Origin of the sequence: Solibacillus palustris (assembly GCF_022549215.1) — a bacterium.
Classification (GTDB): Bacteria; Bacillota; Bacilli; order Bacillales_A; family Planococcaceae; genus Solibacillus; species Solibacillus daqui.
Map to the genome: position 1 here is coordinate 360,860 of NZ_JAKZFC010000003.1, position 17,116 is coordinate 377,975.

The following is a 17,116-nucleotide window of genomic DNA, read 5'->3' on the forward strand; positions in this document are numbered from 1 at the left end:
ATTATTTCGTTGCTAATTTTACAATAGCCTCCGCATAAATTGCAGCAGCCTTTACTAAATTTTCTACTACAACAAACTCATTTGCTTGGTGTGCTACATCTGGTTCACCAGGGAATAACATCCCAAACGCCACACCTTTTTTCATAACACGCGCATACGTACCGCCACCTGTAGATAGTGGTTTGCGGAAATCCCCGCTATATTTGCGATACACTTCCATTAATGTTTGTACAAGCTCATCATCCTCACTTACATAGTGTGGCTTTGAATTACCCGCTACATCTAATGTAAATGCTTCTTGCTGCAACAAACCTTGCGCTTCTGTCATTTTTTCTTCAAATGGATAAGTAACAGAGTATCGCATGCTTACTTCAATGACTGCACCATTTTCAGTGAATGACACAATACCTGGATTTAATGTAGTTGAGCCTGACATATCATCTTCAAAGTTTAGCTGTAGCGCTGAACCATAGCAATCCTCGTCAAATAGCTTGACTGTAAAATCAACAAATGCCTTCGCTTCTGTTGTTGTCACAACGCTTTGTATAAACTTCGCTAAATACACCGCTGCGTTTCGTCCTTTTTCTGGCTCCATCGCATGCGCTGATTTACCTTTAATCGTAATTATAATCGTATCGCCCTGTTCAATGAAAGAGCCTTCAACATTATTTTTTTCTAAAAATGCTTGAAAATTCCCATTTGAGTTAGCATCAATATATTTTAGCATGGCCACTGCTTCATCTGGCACCATATTTATACGACTACCTGCTCTAAATGAAATAAGCTGTTCATTTGCTGACGGCTTTTCTTTGCCCGCGAATACTAAATGCGCAATGCCTTTTTCTGCATTAATCAGCGGGAAATCCGCATCTGGTGCAAATCCAAGTGTCGGCATCTCTTCTTTCTCAAAATAGCGGTCCACACATCGGAAGCCGCTTTCTTCATCTGTACCGATAATCATACGCACACGCTTGTTTAATTCAATTCCCTCGTCTTGAATCATCTTCATTGCGAGCCATGCTGCTATCGTTGGTCCCTTATCATCAATCGCACCACGGCCATATAGCTTTCCATCGGCAACTTGCCCTGCAAATGGTGGGTAGGTCCATGTACTGGAATCACCAGCCGGTACAACATCTACGTGGCAAAGGACCCCGATTAACTCGTCCCCTTCGCCCATTTCAATATGTCCCGCCATATGATCAACATCTTTTGTTTTCATGCCTTGTTGCTGTCCTTTAGCAAGCATAAAATCCAGTGCCGCACGAGGCCCCGGTCCAAACGGCATCTCGTTAGACGTATGCTGCTCATCTAAAATACTTTCAATTTGAATTAGTTGCTGTAATTCATTTATAAGTTCCTCTTGTCTCGCCTCGGCAATTTTTAGCCAGTTCATCAAAGCACCTCATTACTAATTTATGGATTTTCACAAAATGTCAAAATACTTTTATATTTCCTATGTATCATACTACTTAAAACATTCACGAGTCCATTACTCCGATGCATATAAAGCTTATCATTTCGGAACATTAAAAAAGATTAAGCACCGTAAATGCTCAATCCCTTTGATTTTATGAGCTGTCCTCCATCCTTGACGCAAAAAGAGTGTACAAGAAGTAATTCTCGCACACCCTCTCTATTATTATTTTACAAAACCAAACGATTGCCACGGCTTAATATGTTGGAGTAGAAATTTTTCCTCCTCAACTATTGTTCCAACAATAGATGCTGTCCCTTCATTCGGCATTTCTTTTAAGACAATTTGCAGCTCGCCTTTATAGCGAACATCCTCATTGTTATCGATTGTTACATCGCCCATTTGTAATGGTCGAACCGTATGCGCTGGAAAGTCTTCCTGCTTAAATTTTACACGTGATTGTGTGCTACGAATCATATATTCTGACACATCGCCACGATTAAAATGGTATTCATCAAACACAATTGTTTCCTCGATCGGTGTGATACCTGTTGCAGGTTGGACTTGCAGCTCTAGTTTTTGACGATTTAATTTACCAAGCGCTTGTAGCTCTTGCTCTGAGGCAAACATATTGCCAATAATCAAATCATCAATTAAACCGGTATTCCACAAATCCTTTGCCTGTACCGTAATTGGTAAATGGCGGTGTTCCTCCAACGTTGGCAGGCCATGCAACGTCTCTTCCCACGGCCCAAACTTCCCGTGTTGTGAACTAATCATCGCAGCTGTTCGAATATTATGTGCTTTAAATAGTTGCGATGTTGCTAAAAAGTGCTGACGAGAAAGTGCTGTATATTTTCTTGGATAAAAATTATGACAGCCTAGTAAATTGTCTCGATTTGCTTCATAAGACAAAATTGTTTCAACATATTTCGTGCCGTTACTAATATTCAATTCTACTTTAATATTACTCGCATCAAGAGACATAAACGCCTCTTCTTGTCCGCTAAAGCCCATATCCAGACGTAAAGCTGATACATGAAAGTGCTCTTTAAAATAACCGACATCGCGATACGTTTTTCCTAATTCCTCAAATACGGATGGCGCGATATCTGTGGAAATATCAAAGCCTAAGTTTTTTGCAAATGCATTGACTTGCTGTAGTTTGTTCAATTCTTGTTCATTTGTTATTGACATTAAGCAGGTGAACATTCGATCAAAACCGTTTTGATGTGCAAGCTGAATGTAGTCCTGTAGCTCCTGTACTGTGCTATGCTGTGGATAAACAGCAATTCCAAGTCTTCTCATTGCAATCCCTCCGTGCACTAATCCACTTTTTGCTCGCTATTTTTCACTGCCATACGATTCGCCATTGCGATAAATGGTAAATAGATTAACACGGAAATAACGATGAGCACTAAACTTAATACCGCGCCACTCCAATGCTGCGTTACTAACAAACCGTTTAAAACTGGAGGTATAGTCCAAGGCGCGACAACTGTTGCTACAGGCACTAGCCCTAATTTTGTAACGAAATAAGCAATCGATACATTGACCATCGGCGTTAAAATAAACGGAATAAATAAAATTGGATTTAATACAATCGGAAGTCCGAATAGTAACGGTTCATTAATATTGAAAAGACCTGGTGCTGCGGAGAGCTTTCCGACCGTACTGTATTGTTTGTTCTTTCTTGCAAATATGAATATTGCGATAATTAAGGCGATTGTCGTTCCTGAACCACCCATATTAACGAATGCATCAAAGAATGGTTTGTTAATAATATAAGGTGCTGCTTCTCCCGCTTGTAGTGCTGTTACGTTCTTTGCAATCGCGTCTGCATTAATTGTTTGCATGAACGGGTCAATAATATTTGCACCGTGCACACCTAATGTCCATAAAAACGCTGGAATAAATGCAAGGATTAATCCTGCTGTCCAAGTATTCGTTAAGCCCATGAACGGCTCTTGCACCGCTGCATAAAATGACCCAATAATATCTGGCATTTCTAAAGTTACTGTAATAATTGTTCGAACAAGAGCAAAAATACTAATTGTAATAATTACTGGTAATAATGATGCAAATGATTTCGATACTGCTGGTGGTACACCATCTGGCATTTTAATTAACAGTTTGCTATTTCCAGATAACCGACAAAACAACTCAGAAGCTAGTAAAGAGATAATAATGGCAATAAATATTCCGCCTGTACCTGTTGTTAAGCCTGTTAATCCACCTTCACCGAATGTACCAAATGTCATGTATGCGGCAAGTCCCATTACCCCTGCTGCTAAGCTATCTTTACCATACCCCTTCGCCAAATTATAAGCGATTGTAAATGCAAGTAAAATGGACATCATTGCGAAGGTAGCGCTCCAAACATTTCCACCCCATTGCTTCCAATTGCCATCTCCAAACACGGCATTCATCATGTTTTGATACAAATCAATTGGTAAATTATTAACTAATACTGCGAGTGAACCTGCAATTGTCAGCGGCATAATCGCGATAAAGCCATCACGGACTGCAATTAAATGACGCTGATTTCCAATTCTTGCTGCTACTGGCACAAATTTTTCTTCTAAAAATTTGAACATAACAACCCAACCCCTTTACTTTTATAAGATGCATCTAAAACTAGATGGTATTTCCCCCTAGACGTTCGTAAAGTTCAACCATTTCAATTGCTAAATCTCTAAATGTAATCGCATTCATCAAATGGTCTTGCGCATGAATTAATAGCATTGTCAGTTCGATTTTTTCCCCACTCGCTTCTTTTGTCAGTAACCCCGTTTGCGAATGATGGGCATTGATTAGCGCTTCATTTGCCAAATTTATTTTTTCTTTTGCCTCATTAATCTTGCCTGTTTTGGCAAGCTTCAATGCTTCCATACATTCACTTTTCGTATTTCCACTATGCACAATTAACCCCATCACTGCTTGTAACATATCGTTTTGATCCACGGTCAAATCCCCTTCTATCCAATAAGCTTTAATGCGTGATTTAATACATTGTCACCATTCATCATGCCGTAATCGACCATCGCAATTGTATCAATCGGAATGTTGTGGTCCCTATACTTCTCTTCAAATGTAGATTTTAAATAACGAACTTGAGGACCTAGCAATAATACGTGTACATCCTCATTTGCTAAAACTTTATCTACTTCATTTTCAGCAACTGCAAAAATATGTGCATCCACATTTTTCTCCTGTGCTACTTTTTGCATTTTTGAAACAAGTAAACTAGTACTCATACCAGCTACACAAACTAACATAATATTCTTCATTTAGCACACCCCTATTTTAATTATTGTTCTCTGATTTCGACTCATGAAATCGCTTTCTTAAAAAGAGAATAGCATCTGTCGGTCTATACCACAATATAATTTTTACATTGCTTTCATTAATTACCATTAAATTAAAATGCCGGTCTATCGCAGTATTCCAGTGAAAATCACCTTTCCATAACAACTGGTATAGTCCAGAAAAATTCGCAAATTTTTTTATGAATATTCAAAAATATTCATAAAAAGTTGGCACTTGATATGGAATTGCTCTTTCCCACTGACGGATGACTTCCTCTGTACACGTAACATTTGTTAAATAGACTAAACGTTCCATCGTTATATACCCAAGTAACAATGTAGTAAGGTGATTGATGGTTAGCTCCAATATATGCTCCTTATTAACGTTTTCTTCATCGACTTTTGCAATTTTTCCGTACTTATTTATTTCATAAATCGCTTCATTCCATTCACAAAATGGATCAGTAATTTGCACATATAAACTTGCGTCAAGCTCTCGCCAATTATATTGTTGCAAAAATATCTTCACATCAACAATTCGAGCCATGACATCCCGCGTCAGTTCACGCTTATACTGTGGTTCTTGGAATAAAAAGCCCATCTGCTCATCCAGAGAGGTCACTCCACATATTTTTTCTATACTTGCTGCATGGGCAGTCATAAAACGCCATAAAGCTTGTTGGGCATAATAATTCTTCACAAGAAAATCTTGTACTTCAAATGTTAATTGATCGATTGTATATCGAATATAGCCGATCACTTCTTGTAGCTCATAAACAACTGCAAAATGACTTTTAGGTTGACGTCGTTCTATTCGCTTCCACCAGGCTGCATCACGTAGCATCGCACCATTTTTCTTCGCACATAATTCATTATGAAACTGCATTACATCACTAAAAAGCGCTGTATCTACTACAGAAAAGCTAAAACGTTTAACATCATCTCGTTGCTTGCCAAAGTCAGGAAATGCTGTGCGTGGAACTGTATAGTGAACCTTATCAACAAAAAGTTCCCAGCCAAAATAACGATAAAAAGATACTGAAAATGGTGCTAACACGGAAACAAGCTGCCCTTGTTGACGCATGCTTTCTAATGCTTTTTGCATTAATTGTTTCATAACACCTTTATTTCGATACTCCGGATAAGTCGCAACAAAACCAATTCCTCCCATTAGCATATTGACCCCATGGACTGTCATATTTAACGGCAGCACTAATAATTGACCAATTATTTGGTTATCTTCATATGCACCAAGCGTCTCACTATTTGCTACCCAAAATTGAAAATCTTCTTTTTTGTCGCCTTCATAAACACTTGGAAAGCTATAATCACGTAAGCGATAAATTTGTTCATAGTCGGAAGGTGGTACTTTTTTGATTTCCAATATGGTTCAACACCCTTCATTGAGAACGTGATAATTATTTCAATATATCTAATACTGCTTGTTCAACTTGCTGTGCAGTAGTTAATTTTAGTAAATTTTGTACTTGCGGAACGAGCTGTTCCTTACTTAAAGTCGCAAGCTGACTACGTACCGGTAAAATAGATGACGCGCTCATCGAAAATTCATCTAAACCAAGTGCAAGTAAAATTGGAATTGCTATTGAATCTCCTGCCATTTCACCACACATCCCTACCCATTTACCTTCGTTATGGCCAGCATCAATAATCATTTTTACTAAACGCAAAATGGCTGGATGATAAGGCTGATATAAATACGATAAATTTTCATTCATGCGATCCGCAGCTAAGGTGTATTGAATTAAATCATTTGTGCCAATTGATAAAAAATCTGCCTCTTTGGCAAATAAGTCCGCAATAATTGCAGCTGACGGAATTTCAATCATCAGGCCAATTTCTATTTCTTCCTCTACTGGAATGCCCTCTACACGGAGCGTTTCCTTTTCCTCGAATAGCAATTCCTTAGCCTTACGAAACTCATCTAGTGTAGCGATCATCGGAAACATAATTTTTAAACTACCAAAAACACTTGCGCGCAGTAGTGCTCGTAATTGTGTACGGAATAGCTCTTGATGATCCAAACAAAGACGAATCGCACGATAGCCTAAAAATGGGTTCATCTCCGTTGGTAATTTCAAATAAGGCAGATTTTTATCCCCGCCAATATCAAGTGTACGAACGACTACAGGCTTGCCATTTAACGCTTCTAGAACCTCTTTATAAGCTGTGAATTGCTCTTCCTCACTCGGTAAATCCAATCTGTCCATATAAAGAAATTCCGTTCGAAAAAGACCTATGCCCTCGCCACCAACTGCTAATACGGCTGCAACATCTTGTGGCCCGCCAATATTCCCTGCAAGCTCTACGAAATGGCCATCCTTTGATACACTTTTTAACTCCCGATATTTTTCTAATTGTTGCTTGAATAGCTTTTGCTGTTGTTCTATTTGTTTGTATTGTGCAATACGGTCATCATCTGGATGAAGAATAATTTCTCCAGAGGAACCATCGATAATTAATACATCTCCATGCTTAATATCCAATGTGGCACTTCTAACCCCCACAATTGCTGGGATACCTATCGTTCTTGCTAAAATAGCTGTATGTGATGTTTTTCCACCAATATCCGTAATAAATCCCTTTACATGAGTCGGATCCAACTGAGTTGTCATGGAAGGTGTTAAATCCTTCGCTACAATAATGACATCTTCTTTAATGCGACTATAATCTGGTAGCGCTATGCCTAATAAATGAGCCAATACCCGCTTTGATACATCGCGAATATCCGCAGCACGCTCCTTCATATAGTCATTATTCAAATCTTCAAACATGTGTATGAAAAATTGTGCCGTTTCATCTAAAGCATATTCTGCATTCATACCATCTTTAATTTTCCCTACTACCATAGTAATCAATTCAGGATCTTGTAAAACAAGTAGATGCGCACCAAAAATAGCTCCTTTGTCTTCTCCATACTTTTGCGTAGCTGCAGCTTGAATTCGTTCAATTTCAGTTTTAGCATGACTAATTGCTTCGTTGAAACGCATGATTTCTGCATCATTATTTTGATTTTGCTTTTTTGAAAAGGTTAAATCAGGCTCTACTAAACAATAAGCCTTTGCAATTGCTGCACCGTTTGAAACAGGAATCCCTCTTAACGCTAGCATTCTTCTCCAATTCCTTTCGATGTAATTACATCGTCAATCACCTGTAAAGCCTCTGCCTCATCACTGCCCTGTGCTGAAATAACGATTGTACTTCCAGTAACAACCCCTTGCGCCATAACGCCCATTATGGATTTTAAGTTTGCTGATTTTCCATTAAAGTGTAATGAAAGGTCTGCTAAAAATGGAGTTGCCGCTGATACAAGTAATGCGGCCGGTCTTGCGTGAAGCCCTTCTGGTGCAGTAATTTTAAATGTTTTTTCCATAATTCATTCCTCCAATTAATTTAATTGCTTTTGACTCCGATTGGTCACTTAGGCTTTGCCACACGACGCTGCGCTCTTTTCCTAAATTCACCTGATCCGTCAGTTTTCCCCTACAAAAATCCCTCTATCTTTAATACGCCCTGCAATGATAGCTGCTACTTTTTCCAAAACATGCTGTTCTTCCTTAAAAACATTGAGATTAATTGTTGAACTTCTACTACGTAAGGTTGCATTAACTCACCTTTTTATTTCACTAATAAATTTATAGCTATCTGCTCGGTACGTACTCTCTACCATTTCAAATGGGAAACCATCGCTCAAATAACTAATTCGTTTAATATTTAACACAGCCGAAGTTGGACTTATTTTTAATAGCTTACTTTCCTCCTTTGTCACAATAGAGGCCTCAATTTGCTGCACAGCATTACCTATTTTTTGTGGAAACTTTGCTTCAATCAGCTGATAAAAAGAGCCCAATATTTTTTGTTCATCTAAATTAGGTATGAGCTTAACGGGAATATAGGCTCGCTCAATCCCCATTGGTTTATCATCGGCACTTCGTATACGCACAACATAAAAAACCTCATCCCCAGACTCCAAAAATAAATCATTTATAACATCGAGTGATGGGATTATTTTTTCAAATCGGATGATTTTGCTACTTGGCTTCATACCACGTGCCAGCATATCCTCTGTAAAGCTCCGAAGTCCTGTAAGTGGCTGCTCTAGTTTAGGATTGGCTACATAAGTCCCTCGCCCTTTTTCACGATATAAAAGACCGTTATTTACTAAGTTTGTAATAGCCTGCCTAACAGTCATCCGGCTTACATCAAATTGAACCGAAAGCTCTCGTTCAGAAGGAATATTTTCACCAATTTTATAAATCTTTAAATAAATCTTTTGTTTAATAATTTCTTCGATTTGACCGTAAATCGGTATTCGGGAATTTTTATCGATCTTTGTATTCATCTTTATTCCATCTCCATGTTAGGTTTTTCATAGACAACCTTTCCTTTACGAATGGTTTTACAAACAGTTACTTCGCTGTCTACTAATACTAAATCGGCTTCATAGCCAACAGCAATGCGTCCCTTAGTTGTTTCTTGTAGTTGCTGCGCTGCATTGGATGAGGACATGGCGACAATTTCTTCTAAACTACAATTTGTAATTGTTTTCATGTTTTTCACAGCTTGCTCCATCGTTAAGACGCTTCCTGCCAATGTCCCGTCTTCTAAGTGCGCGCCATTTTCTGTCACATACACGATTTGCCCACCCAAATCATATTCACCATAAGGCAATCCCTTGGCTCTCATAGCATCTGTTATTAATATAATTCGCTTTGCTCCCTTCACTTTATAAGCAAGGTTCACAGCTTTTGGGTGACTGTGTATAAAATCGACAATTAATTCAACCAATATCTGATCGTCCTGTAAAGCGGCACCTACTACTCCCGGATCACGATGATGGAATGGACGCATTTGATTATATAAATGGGTTGCCTGTGTAACACCTGCTTCAACAGCTGCTTGCACTTCCTCCATGGTTGCATCCGAATGTCCTATGGAGGCAATAATATTAAGCTTGCGTAGCATAGTTACAAGTTCTAACCCATTTTCTAATTCAGGAGCGAGTGTCATTATTTTTATTACTCCATCACACAAAGTATGCCAGTGCTTTAGAAGCGAAATTGAAGGTGGTTGCATAAACTCGACTGGTTGTGCACCCGCACGTTTAACCGATACAAATGGACCTTCGACATGAGCACCTAATAACTGCGCTCCTTCAAAATGATCTTCATAGTTTTTCAAATTCACTAGAGCAGCTTCAATATTTTCAACCGATTGGGTCATTGTCGTAGCTAAAAAGCTTGTCACACCTTCTTTTACCAAATGCTTCGATATTTTTTCAATAGCTTGCTGCGAACTGTCCATTGTATCAAAGCCATTTGCTCCATGAATATGAATATCAATAAACCCTGGAAGTAAAAATAATGACTGTTGCTTACAATCTATTATCTTAGTAGCTTCTTTTTTTAGCGATTGACCAATATCTATAATTTTTCCATTTTCAATATAGATGTCACATAATTCTTTTCTTTCATCGCAATTGACAATGGTAATATTGGTAATAAGTAATGTTTCCATCAATATCCCCCCTTATTGTTTATTACTACACGGTCGCTCTACATTACGGTATAGTTGTCTATACCAATTATACACAATAGTTATTGGAATTTGAAATGTATTTTGTATTTTCTGAATATTAATTTGAATTTTAGCATAAAAATCTTACTATATACTGAAATGGAATCATCTTTTCAAATATGTAGATAACATTCAAATCCTCTCGTACATTTCAGTAAAAAATACTTTTACAAATTTTCTACCTGTTTTTACGATTTAAAAACATTAATTTGTGATCATTAAATTAAATTAAAGTTTATGAATTTTCAGTAAAACTATTAATAATTCGGTCTCAATTATGGAACTATACTTAATTTTTCGCTATAATGTATGTGTCGGAACAATTATTCTGACCAAACTTTCAGAAAAGGGGATGTCTCAGGCAAACTAAAAAGAGCCTAAGTGCACTCCGCACATATCTTGTCGTCCGCTAGTCTTATGCCATGAGAATCTAAGATCGAAGGAGTGGTTTTTATTATGAAACCAACTACTGACAGAATGCTTAATCGTATTAAAGACGTGTATATGTTTATCCTCAACAAAGGAGAAGTGACTACACAGGATTTAGTCGAAGAGTTCAACATCACTCCTCGCACCATTCAAAGAGATTTGAATGTGTTAGCCTTCAATGACTTGGTAGTGAGCCCGAGTCGAGGTAAATGGACAACGACGAAGAAAAAAGTTAAAATGACATCTTAGAATTTTTGAAAGCGGCTGATTCTTATTTTGTGAGAAAGGACTTATTTGTCCCAACATAATTTAAGGTGTCGATCAGTTACACAATGTAATAAATAGACTTTTATGCTGAAAGTCAACCAGTTCCTAAAACACTGGGAACGAAAAAAGCGAATGTCCTTTTCGTCGGGGACATTCGCATTTTTTTAACGCTCTAGTAAACTCGTTAATTCTTCTTTCGTTAGCTCACGGTAATCACCCAGCGCTAACTCTTCATCCAATTCAAGTGGCCCCATTGATAGACGTTTTAAATACGTTACTGTTTTACCAACGGATTCAAACATACGCTTCACTTGATGGAACTTTCCTTCTTGAATCATTAGTTCAATTTCAGATTCCTCACCCGAAACTATTATTTTCAACTCGCCCGGCTTTGTATGATAGCCATCGTCAAGTGTTACCCCTTGCGCAAAAGCTTCGATATCGGCCACAGTTACAACACCGTCTATTTTTGCATAATACCATTTGGGTACGTGCTTTTTCGGTGATAATAAATTATGCGCTAAATTACCATCATTCGTAATCAGTAATAGCCCTTCTGTATCTTTATCTAAGCGTCCTACAGGGAATGGCTGAAAATGCTGTACATAGGGATCTAATAAATCAATTACCGTTTGATCATAACGATCTTCTGTCGCCGAAATTACTCCCGGTGGCTTGTTCATCATCACATAAATGAATTCAATGTATTCCACGCGTTCACCGAACACAGATACATTCTGCTTTTCTGGATCAACATGCATCGCTGAATCCTTAACCACTTCACCGTCAACTGTTACGGCTTTTTGTTTTAATAATACTTTTACTTCTTTACGAGAACCGTAGCCCATGTTCGCTAATAGTTTATCTAAACGCATAAAACCCTCCAAAATGAAAGAGGACGCCTACTAGACGCCCAACTTGTTTATTTAACTAAACGTAATTTACGCATAACTTTTGTTAATTTTTCACCTAATAATAATTGAGCTAAACCAAGCTTGTATGAAATTGCCCCGTAAACAACCATACCCATTCCCGCACAAACAACGGCATACATAAGTGCCATTAATTTTGTATCGGCTGGGGCAATTGCTGTTAATACCAAATGTGTTAATGATACCGCAATCGACATGAAAATTGTTAATAACAAAATCAATAAAATTCGGCGACGTGCTACCTTCATTTTGTAATTTGTTACTTTACTAATGACGAACATATTAATGACAATCGTAAAGATATAACCAATAGCCGTTGCTAAAATCGCACCATCAACAGATAGTAATTTAATTAGCGGTGTATTTAAAATCGTTTTTACAAACAAACCAATTAATAAGCTAAAGATAACCCATTTTTGATAATCGACACCTTGTAAAATCGCTGCCGTTACTGAAAATAAACCAAATAAGATTGCAAGCGGTGCATAATGACTTAACACCTGCGTCCCCATTTCACTATATTCAAAGAAGAAGTGATATAAGTCCTCTGCTAAAATAGCGATACCAATTGATGCTGGCACCGTAATAAATAACAGTATTTGGTACGTTTTATCAATCGCACCATGTACAGAGCGTAAATTTCCTTCCGTAAAAAACTTTGTCACTGTTGGAATAATCGCCATCGAAAAACCTGTCGCTAATACAACTGGAATCATCACAATTTTTTGTGTTAATAAGTTTAGCATCGTAAAGTATGTATCCGTTACATCTGCTGGCTCGCCCCCTGCAATCATTGCACGGTTGAACGTTAACATATCAACTAATTGGAATAACGAACTCCCCAGTCCTACGAAGACAACTGGGACCGAGTATTTGAATATTTCTTTATACATCTCCGAATATGGCAACTGATGTTGTTTTGGTGCAACAACTTGAACGGCTTTAATTTCCGGACGTAGCTTCTTCCAAAAATAGAATAATGTTGCAAGTCCACCAAGTGCGCCAATAAATGCAGCAAATACCGATACGTTAATCGCAGTAATTTTGTCTCCTTCAAAAACATTTACTACTAAGAATGCGCCGCCAAGCAAAAAGACAATACGCACAATTTGTTCAATAAGCTGTGATACTGATGTAGGTAAATAATGACCATATCCTTGAAAATAGCCACGCACTAAACTCATAAAAGGTACGACAATTAATGCGTAACTTACCCATTGAATGACATCGGTAATTTGCTGTACACTAAATGCTTGCTCATCATCAGCAATTACAATATTAGCAATAGGCTCTGCCAATAAATTCATGATAATAAACGCTACAATCCCTGTAAGCGTCATGAAAAGTGCACCTGTTTTTACTAAGCGACGACCGGCATCATAATCACCGAGCGCATTATATTTTGAAACGAATTTTGATACCGCAATTGGTAACCCTGCAATAGCGATACTCAACATAATGTTATATGGAATATAGGCATAGTTGTATAAACCAATATTTTCTTCACCAACAATCGCATAGAAAGGGAAAATATAAACTAATCCTAAAAGCTTAGATAAAAACAAACCGATTGTTAAAATCGCCGTTCCCTTCATTAAAGAAGACATGAAAAAACCTACCGTTCTAAATTTAAATTCAAGTGAAGATGCTGTCATCACTTTTAATAATTGCCAGTTTTCATAATGACGACTTCCCTTTGTTAGAAGTTTCATTGTATTTCACTATAACAGTTTACATGTGAAAGACCATTTACTCAAATAGTTTCTTCAATTAATGTATAATAGGTCATAGAAAACTTTAGCCAGTTAAGAAAATTTATTGAAAAGAAAGTGAGAAATAACTATGTTTGATTGTATCGTAATCGGAGGCGGGCCATCGGGCTTAATGGCCGCAATCGCCGCAGCCGAACAAAATAAAAAAGTATTATTATTAGAAAAAGGGTCGAAGCTTGGGAAAAAACTTGCGATTTCTGGTGGCGGGCGTTGTAATGTTACAAATCGCCTATCTGTTGAAGAAATTATTAAGCACATTCCTGGGAACGGGCGCTTTATGTTTAGCCCATTCACAGTCTATAACAACGAAGATATCATTCGCTTTTTTGAAGGGCTTGGGGTGCCATTAAAAGAAGAGGATCACGGTCGAATGTTCCCAGTATCAAACCGCGCGCAAGATGTTGTCGATGCTTTAGTGAATGAATTAAAGCGATTAAAAGTAGAGGTTCGTTTACACACCGCAGTCAATAAATTAATGATGGACGACGAAAAAATTTACGGCGTACGTCTAGAAAACGATGAAGAAATCCGTGCGAATGCGGTTGTCGTAGCAGTTGGTGGTAAAGCAGTTCCACAAACTGGTTCAACAGGTGACGGCTACCCATGGGCTGAACGTGCTGGACATACTGTAACAACACTTTTCCCAACAGAAGTACCGGTTACATCCAAGGAATCTTTCATTCAATCACGCGAATTGCAAGGTCTAGCACTCCGTAACGTTGCGGTTTCAGTATTAAACAAAAAAGGCAAAATACTCGTTACGCATCAAATGGATATGTTATTTACACACTTCGGCTTAAGTGGTCCTGCTATTTTACGTTGTAGTCAATTTATTGTGAAAGAGCAATTAAAAACAGGAAGTGCCCCTGTACAAGTACGTATTCATTCCTTAACTGAATATAATGAAGAAACTTGTTTCCAAATGTTAAATAAAACAATTAAACATGAGCCAAAAAAAGCCGTTAAAAATTTATGGAAATCACTCATTCCTGAGCGATGGTTACTATTTTTACTAGAACGTGCTGGAATTGACGCATCACTTACTGGTATCGAATTATCTCAAGAAAAGATTCGCAACTTTGCCCGTGAATTAGTTAGTTTTACGATGAATGTACACGGGACTCAATCTATTGACAAGGCATTTGTTACTGGTGGAGGTGTATCTGTTAAAGAAATTGAGCCAAAAACAATGGCTTCAAAGAAAAAAATTGGTCTTTATTTCTGTGGTGAAATTTTAGACATCCACGGTTATACAGGCGGCTACAATATTACATCCGCACTAGTGACTGGACGTATTGCAGGTATGAGTGCAGGTTCTTTCAAATTTTAGGCCAATTCAACTAGCGATTGCCAGCATTCCCTAGTATCATTAATGGTATGTAAAATCAGGAGGCTACAGCACGATGCTTAATTCTGACGCAAAACAATCAACTCTTTATTTAGCGGCAGACGATATGATGCAAATTCATTTGTCTGTCCAAAAAATACGTGACTTAAATAAGGATGAATTTTCATTTGCTATTCGTACATTTTGCTACGTTGAACAAGATGAGGAATTCGCTCAAAATTTACTTTTCAAACTTATTTTAGGCATAAGCAAGCAAGGGCAAGGCATGACGCTCGCTGTAGATTTAGTAAACATCCCTAATATTTTTCCGCTTCAATTAAAAAATATTATCGAACACATTCAAAAAAGCCCCATGCTATTGGAGAGTCTGTACAATCAGCTATCTTATATACAGAAGTCTGATGATTACGAAAAAAGTTTGCAGGCACAGCGCGCAAAAGAGTTTTTATTAGATAATCTTTCAAAGGGCATTACGAGCTTTTCTACCAATCGACAAGCAACCGAGATGATTTGGTTAACAAATCAAAACCATAATATTTCAAATATTAGTCCCTTTTTACTCGACGAAAAAGGTGGGCATATTCAATTTACAGTTCAAATCGGGTTCAAACATTCCTATATGATGCAATGCTATGAAGTAGATTGCATGATGCATATGTTTAATGAAAGTGAAAAACTAGGCTACTATTTTGAGCTGTATTTAGATCAAGAAAATTACCATCACCAGTTGATGTACGAAAAATTGCCAGACCAGTTTATGGATAACCAAGCCTTTTTACAGCAAATTTTAACTCAAATGAAAAAACGCAACGAAGAACAATACGACGAGTATTTACATGATTTAATCGAAAAATTTACTGCGAGTATTTAAAAAAAGTCGGCTCTCCAAATACGAGAGTCGACTTTTTAATCAATTAAGCCTAAGCATAATTTTCGTCTAGATTTTTTCGAACCTATGCCTGCACGAAGCAGGTTAGTTAGCCGTTATCGCATGGACATGGATGCGATGAACTAGGTTAACATCCTAAATTAACTCCTCTAAAAATCTGCGACATTCGCTTGGGCAGTAACTTGCTTCAGCCCCCACTTATAGAAAGCGGAGAACTTCTGTACCAATTGCTTTGCTTATGATACACAAAGAATTTGCTGAAGCAAGTTATACGTATAAATAAATCGCGAAAAACATCGCCACACTGCCACCCATTACAAATACGTGCCAAATTGCATGATTGTACGGAATGTTTTTGTTTTTATAGAAATACGTGCCAATTGTGTAGCTTAGGCCTCCTGCAAGTAATGTGAGGATGCCTGCAATCCCAATGTGTGCAAATAATGGCTTGAACACGAAAATAATAATCCAGCCCATACCGATATAAACTAGTAACGATACCCCCATATATCGATGGACGAAAAATTGTTTTAGCGCAATACCAATTGCCGCTAATCCCCATTGAACCGCAAAAATCGTCCAGCCTAACGTGCCACCAATTGCAATTAAAACAACTGGTGTATAGGTCCCCGCAATAAGTAAAAAGATTGAGCTATGATCAAGCTTTTTTAGGAAAGTTTTGTGCGTTGGCCATACGTGATACATCGTTGAGGCTAAATATAGGCAAAACATTGACATTCCGAAGATTATATAACTGACAAGCTCTACTGTTGAACCATTTACCTGTGCTTTTGCGATCAAAGCTATCGTTGCAGGAATTGTTAACAGTGCGGCTATACCATGCGTCAAGCCATTCCAAAATTCTTCTTTGGCATTATAGCCACTTTGTTCCACTATGATTTGTGTCATCAAAACCACCTCTTTCTTAACTTCATTATAGAAAATAGCCGGTCGTAACCACATAGGAAGTTGTCATAGCTTCCATATGATATTTATCACATATTAGAAAAGTGCTAAAGTGCCTGTGACAAACTTTGGGCTGGCCGACTAGTGAGTAGATGCTTTATCAACTTTCGACGGACGGACCAAAAAATCGGGGAACTAACGCTTTAGTCTAGCTCCCAGTAAAAAGTTATACTTCCTTATCTTTGAACAAAAG

At 37.8% G+C, this 17,116-nt stretch carries 16 protein-coding genes; 3 read left to right on the forward strand and 13 right to left on the reverse strand.

Annotation, left to right across the window (positions count from 1 at the left end):
- Nucleotide 1: 1 nt before the first annotated feature.
- The 10 genes from pepV to nagA all read right to left on the reverse strand — a co-directional run bounded on the left by pepV (nt 2) and on the right by nagA (nt 10,260).
- Nucleotides 2-1,396, reverse strand: coding sequence for a dipeptidase PepV (gene pepV, locus LZ480_RS11165; RefSeq protein ID WP_241369506.1), 1,395 nt, complete (start codon nt 1,394-1,396; stop codon nt 2-4).
- Between the two features lie 246 nt (nt 1,397-1,642).
- Nucleotides 1,643-2,725: a DUF871 domain-containing protein gene (locus tag LZ480_RS11170; RefSeq protein ID WP_241369507.1), complete on the reverse strand. Its 1,083-nt coding sequence runs from the start codon at nt 2,723-2,725 to the stop codon at nt 1,643-1,645.
- 17 nt (nt 2,726-2,742) lie between these two features.
- Complete coding sequence (locus LZ480_RS11175; RefSeq protein ID WP_241369508.1) at nt 2,743-4,014, reverse strand: PTS sugar transporter subunit IIC; 1,272 nt, start codon at nt 4,012-4,014, stop codon at nt 2,743-2,745.
- A gap of 40 nt (nt 4,015-4,054) precedes the next feature.
- Nucleotides 4,055-4,366, reverse strand: coding sequence for a PTS lactose/cellobiose transporter subunit IIA (locus LZ480_RS11180; protein ID WP_241369565.1), 312 nt, complete (start codon nt 4,364-4,366; stop codon nt 4,055-4,057).
- A gap of 29 nt (nt 4,367-4,395) precedes the next feature.
- Complete coding sequence (locus LZ480_RS11185; RefSeq protein ID WP_241369509.1) at nt 4,396-4,707, reverse strand: PTS sugar transporter subunit IIB; 312 nt, start codon at nt 4,705-4,707, stop codon at nt 4,396-4,398.
- A gap of 226 nt (nt 4,708-4,933) precedes the next feature.
- A complete protein-coding gene (locus LZ480_RS11190) occupies nt 4,934-6,109 on the reverse strand; it encodes a GNAT family N-acetyltransferase (protein ID WP_241369510.1) in 1,176 nt (391 codons plus the stop codon).
- 34 nt (nt 6,110-6,143) lie between these two features.
- Nucleotides 6,144-7,853 carry a phosphoenolpyruvate--protein phosphotransferase gene (gene ptsP / locus LZ480_RS11195; protein WP_241369511.1) on the reverse strand — a complete coding sequence of 570 codons (1,710 nt, stop codon included), beginning with the start codon at nt 7,851-7,853 and terminating at the stop codon, nt 6,144-6,146.
- Complete coding sequence (locus LZ480_RS11200; protein ID WP_241369566.1) at nt 7,847-8,119, reverse strand: HPr family phosphocarrier protein; 273 nt, start codon at nt 8,117-8,119, stop codon at nt 7,847-7,849. The genes ptsP and LZ480_RS11200 overlap by 7 nt, the downstream gene beginning before the upstream one ends.
- A 234-nt stretch (nt 8,120-8,353) precedes the next feature.
- Nucleotides 8,354-9,085 carry a GntR family transcriptional regulator gene (locus tag LZ480_RS11205; RefSeq protein ID WP_241369512.1) on the reverse strand — a complete coding sequence of 244 codons (732 nt, stop codon included), beginning with the start codon at nt 9,083-9,085 and terminating at the stop codon, nt 8,354-8,356.
- Between the two features lie 2 nt (nt 9,086-9,087).
- Nucleotides 9,088-10,260: an N-acetylglucosamine-6-phosphate deacetylase gene (nagA, locus tag LZ480_RS11210; RefSeq protein WP_241369513.1), complete on the reverse strand. Its 1,173-nt coding sequence runs from the start codon at nt 10,258-10,260 to the stop codon at nt 9,088-9,090.
- 516 nt (nt 10,261-10,776) lie between these two features.
- Here nagA and LZ480_RS11215 point away from each other — a divergent pair.
- Nucleotides 10,777-10,998, forward strand: coding sequence for a DeoR family transcriptional regulator (locus LZ480_RS11215; protein ID WP_057989039.1), 222 nt, complete (start codon nt 10,777-10,779; stop codon nt 10,996-10,998).
- Between the two features lie 182 nt (nt 10,999-11,180).
- Here the strand turns inward: LZ480_RS11215 and LZ480_RS11220 are convergent, their stop codons facing one another.
- A complete protein-coding gene (locus LZ480_RS11220) occupies nt 11,181-11,891 on the reverse strand; it encodes a pseudouridine synthase (RefSeq protein ID WP_241369514.1) in 711 nt (236 codons plus the stop codon).
- Nucleotides 11,892-11,938: 47 nt separating this feature from the next.
- Entirely contained in the window at nt 11,939-13,555 is a 1,617-nt protein-coding gene (locus LZ480_RS11225) for a putative polysaccharide biosynthesis protein (RefSeq protein ID WP_241369567.1), read from the reverse strand.
- A gap of 235 nt (nt 13,556-13,790) precedes the next feature.
- Between LZ480_RS11225 and LZ480_RS11230 the strand changes: the two genes are divergently transcribed.
- Nucleotides 13,791-15,050, forward strand: coding sequence for a BaiN/RdsA family NAD(P)/FAD-dependent oxidoreductase (locus tag LZ480_RS11230; RefSeq protein WP_241369515.1), 1,260 nt, complete (start codon nt 13,791-13,793; stop codon nt 15,048-15,050).
- A 73-nt stretch (nt 15,051-15,123) separates the two neighbouring features.
- The gene (locus LZ480_RS11235; protein ID WP_241369516.1) at nt 15,124-15,939 is read left to right on the forward strand and encodes a cysteine methyltransferase; all 816 of its coding nucleotides are present in this window, start codon (nt 15,124-15,126) and stop codon (nt 15,937-15,939) included.
- Between the two features lie 285 nt (nt 15,940-16,224).
- On the opposite strand, the gene trhA is transcribed toward LZ480_RS11235, so the two are convergent.
- Nucleotides 16,225-16,866, reverse strand: a complete 642-nt coding sequence (gene trhA / locus LZ480_RS11240; RefSeq protein WP_241369517.1) for a PAQR family membrane homeostasis protein TrhA — start codon at nt 16,864-16,866, stop codon at nt 16,225-16,227.
- Nucleotides 16,867-17,116 lie beyond the last annotated feature (250 nt).

Bases quoted from the DNA above. Each gene is read 5' to 3' on its own strand.
- trhA (WP_241369517.1), bottom strand. From the start codon at position 16,866: ATGACACAAATCATAGTGGAACAAAGTGGCTATAATGCCAAAGAAGAA.
- LZ480_RS11205 (WP_241369512.1), bottom strand. From the start codon at position 9,085: ATGAATACAAAGATCGATAAAAATTCCCGAATACCGATTTACGGTCAA.
- LZ480_RS11235 (WP_241369516.1), top strand. From the start codon at position 15,124: ATGCTTAATTCTGACGCAAAACAATCAACTCTTTATTTAGCGGCAGAC.
- LZ480_RS11180 (WP_241369565.1), bottom strand. From the start codon at position 4,366: ATGTTACAAGCAGTGATGGGGTTAATTGTGCATAGTGGAAATACGAAA.
- LZ480_RS11225 (WP_241369567.1), bottom strand. From the start codon at position 13,555: ATGTCTTCTTTAATGAAGGGAACGGCGATTTTAACAATCGGTTTGTTT.
- LZ480_RS11170 (WP_241369507.1), bottom strand. From the start codon at position 2,725: ATGAGAAGACTTGGAATTGCTGTTTATCCACAGCATAGCACAGTACAG.
- LZ480_RS11215 (WP_057989039.1), top strand. From the start codon at position 10,777: ATGAAACCAACTACTGACAGAATGCTTAATCGTATTAAAGACGTGTAT.
- LZ480_RS11175 (WP_241369508.1), bottom strand. From the start codon at position 4,014: ATGTTCAAATTTTTAGAAGAAAAATTTGTGCCAGTAGCAGCAAGAATT.
- pepV (WP_241369506.1), bottom strand. From the start codon at position 1,396: ATGAACTGGCTAAAAATTGCCGAGGCGAGACAAGAGGAACTTATAAAT.
- LZ480_RS11230 (WP_241369515.1), top strand. From the start codon at position 13,791: ATGTTTGATTGTATCGTAATCGGAGGCGGGCCATCGGGCTTAATGGCC.
- LZ480_RS11185 (WP_241369509.1), bottom strand. From the start codon at position 4,707: ATGAAGAATATTATGTTAGTTTGTGTAGCTGGTATGAGTACTAGTTTA.
- ptsP (WP_241369511.1), bottom strand. From the start codon at position 7,853: ATGCTAGCGTTAAGAGGGATTCCTGTTTCAAACGGTGCAGCAATTGCA.
- nagA (WP_241369513.1), bottom strand. From the start codon at position 10,260: ATGGAAACATTACTTATTACCAATATTACCATTGTCAATTGCGATGAA.
- LZ480_RS11220 (WP_241369514.1), bottom strand. From the start codon at position 11,891: ATGCGTTTAGATAAACTATTAGCGAACATGGGCTACGGTTCTCGTAAA.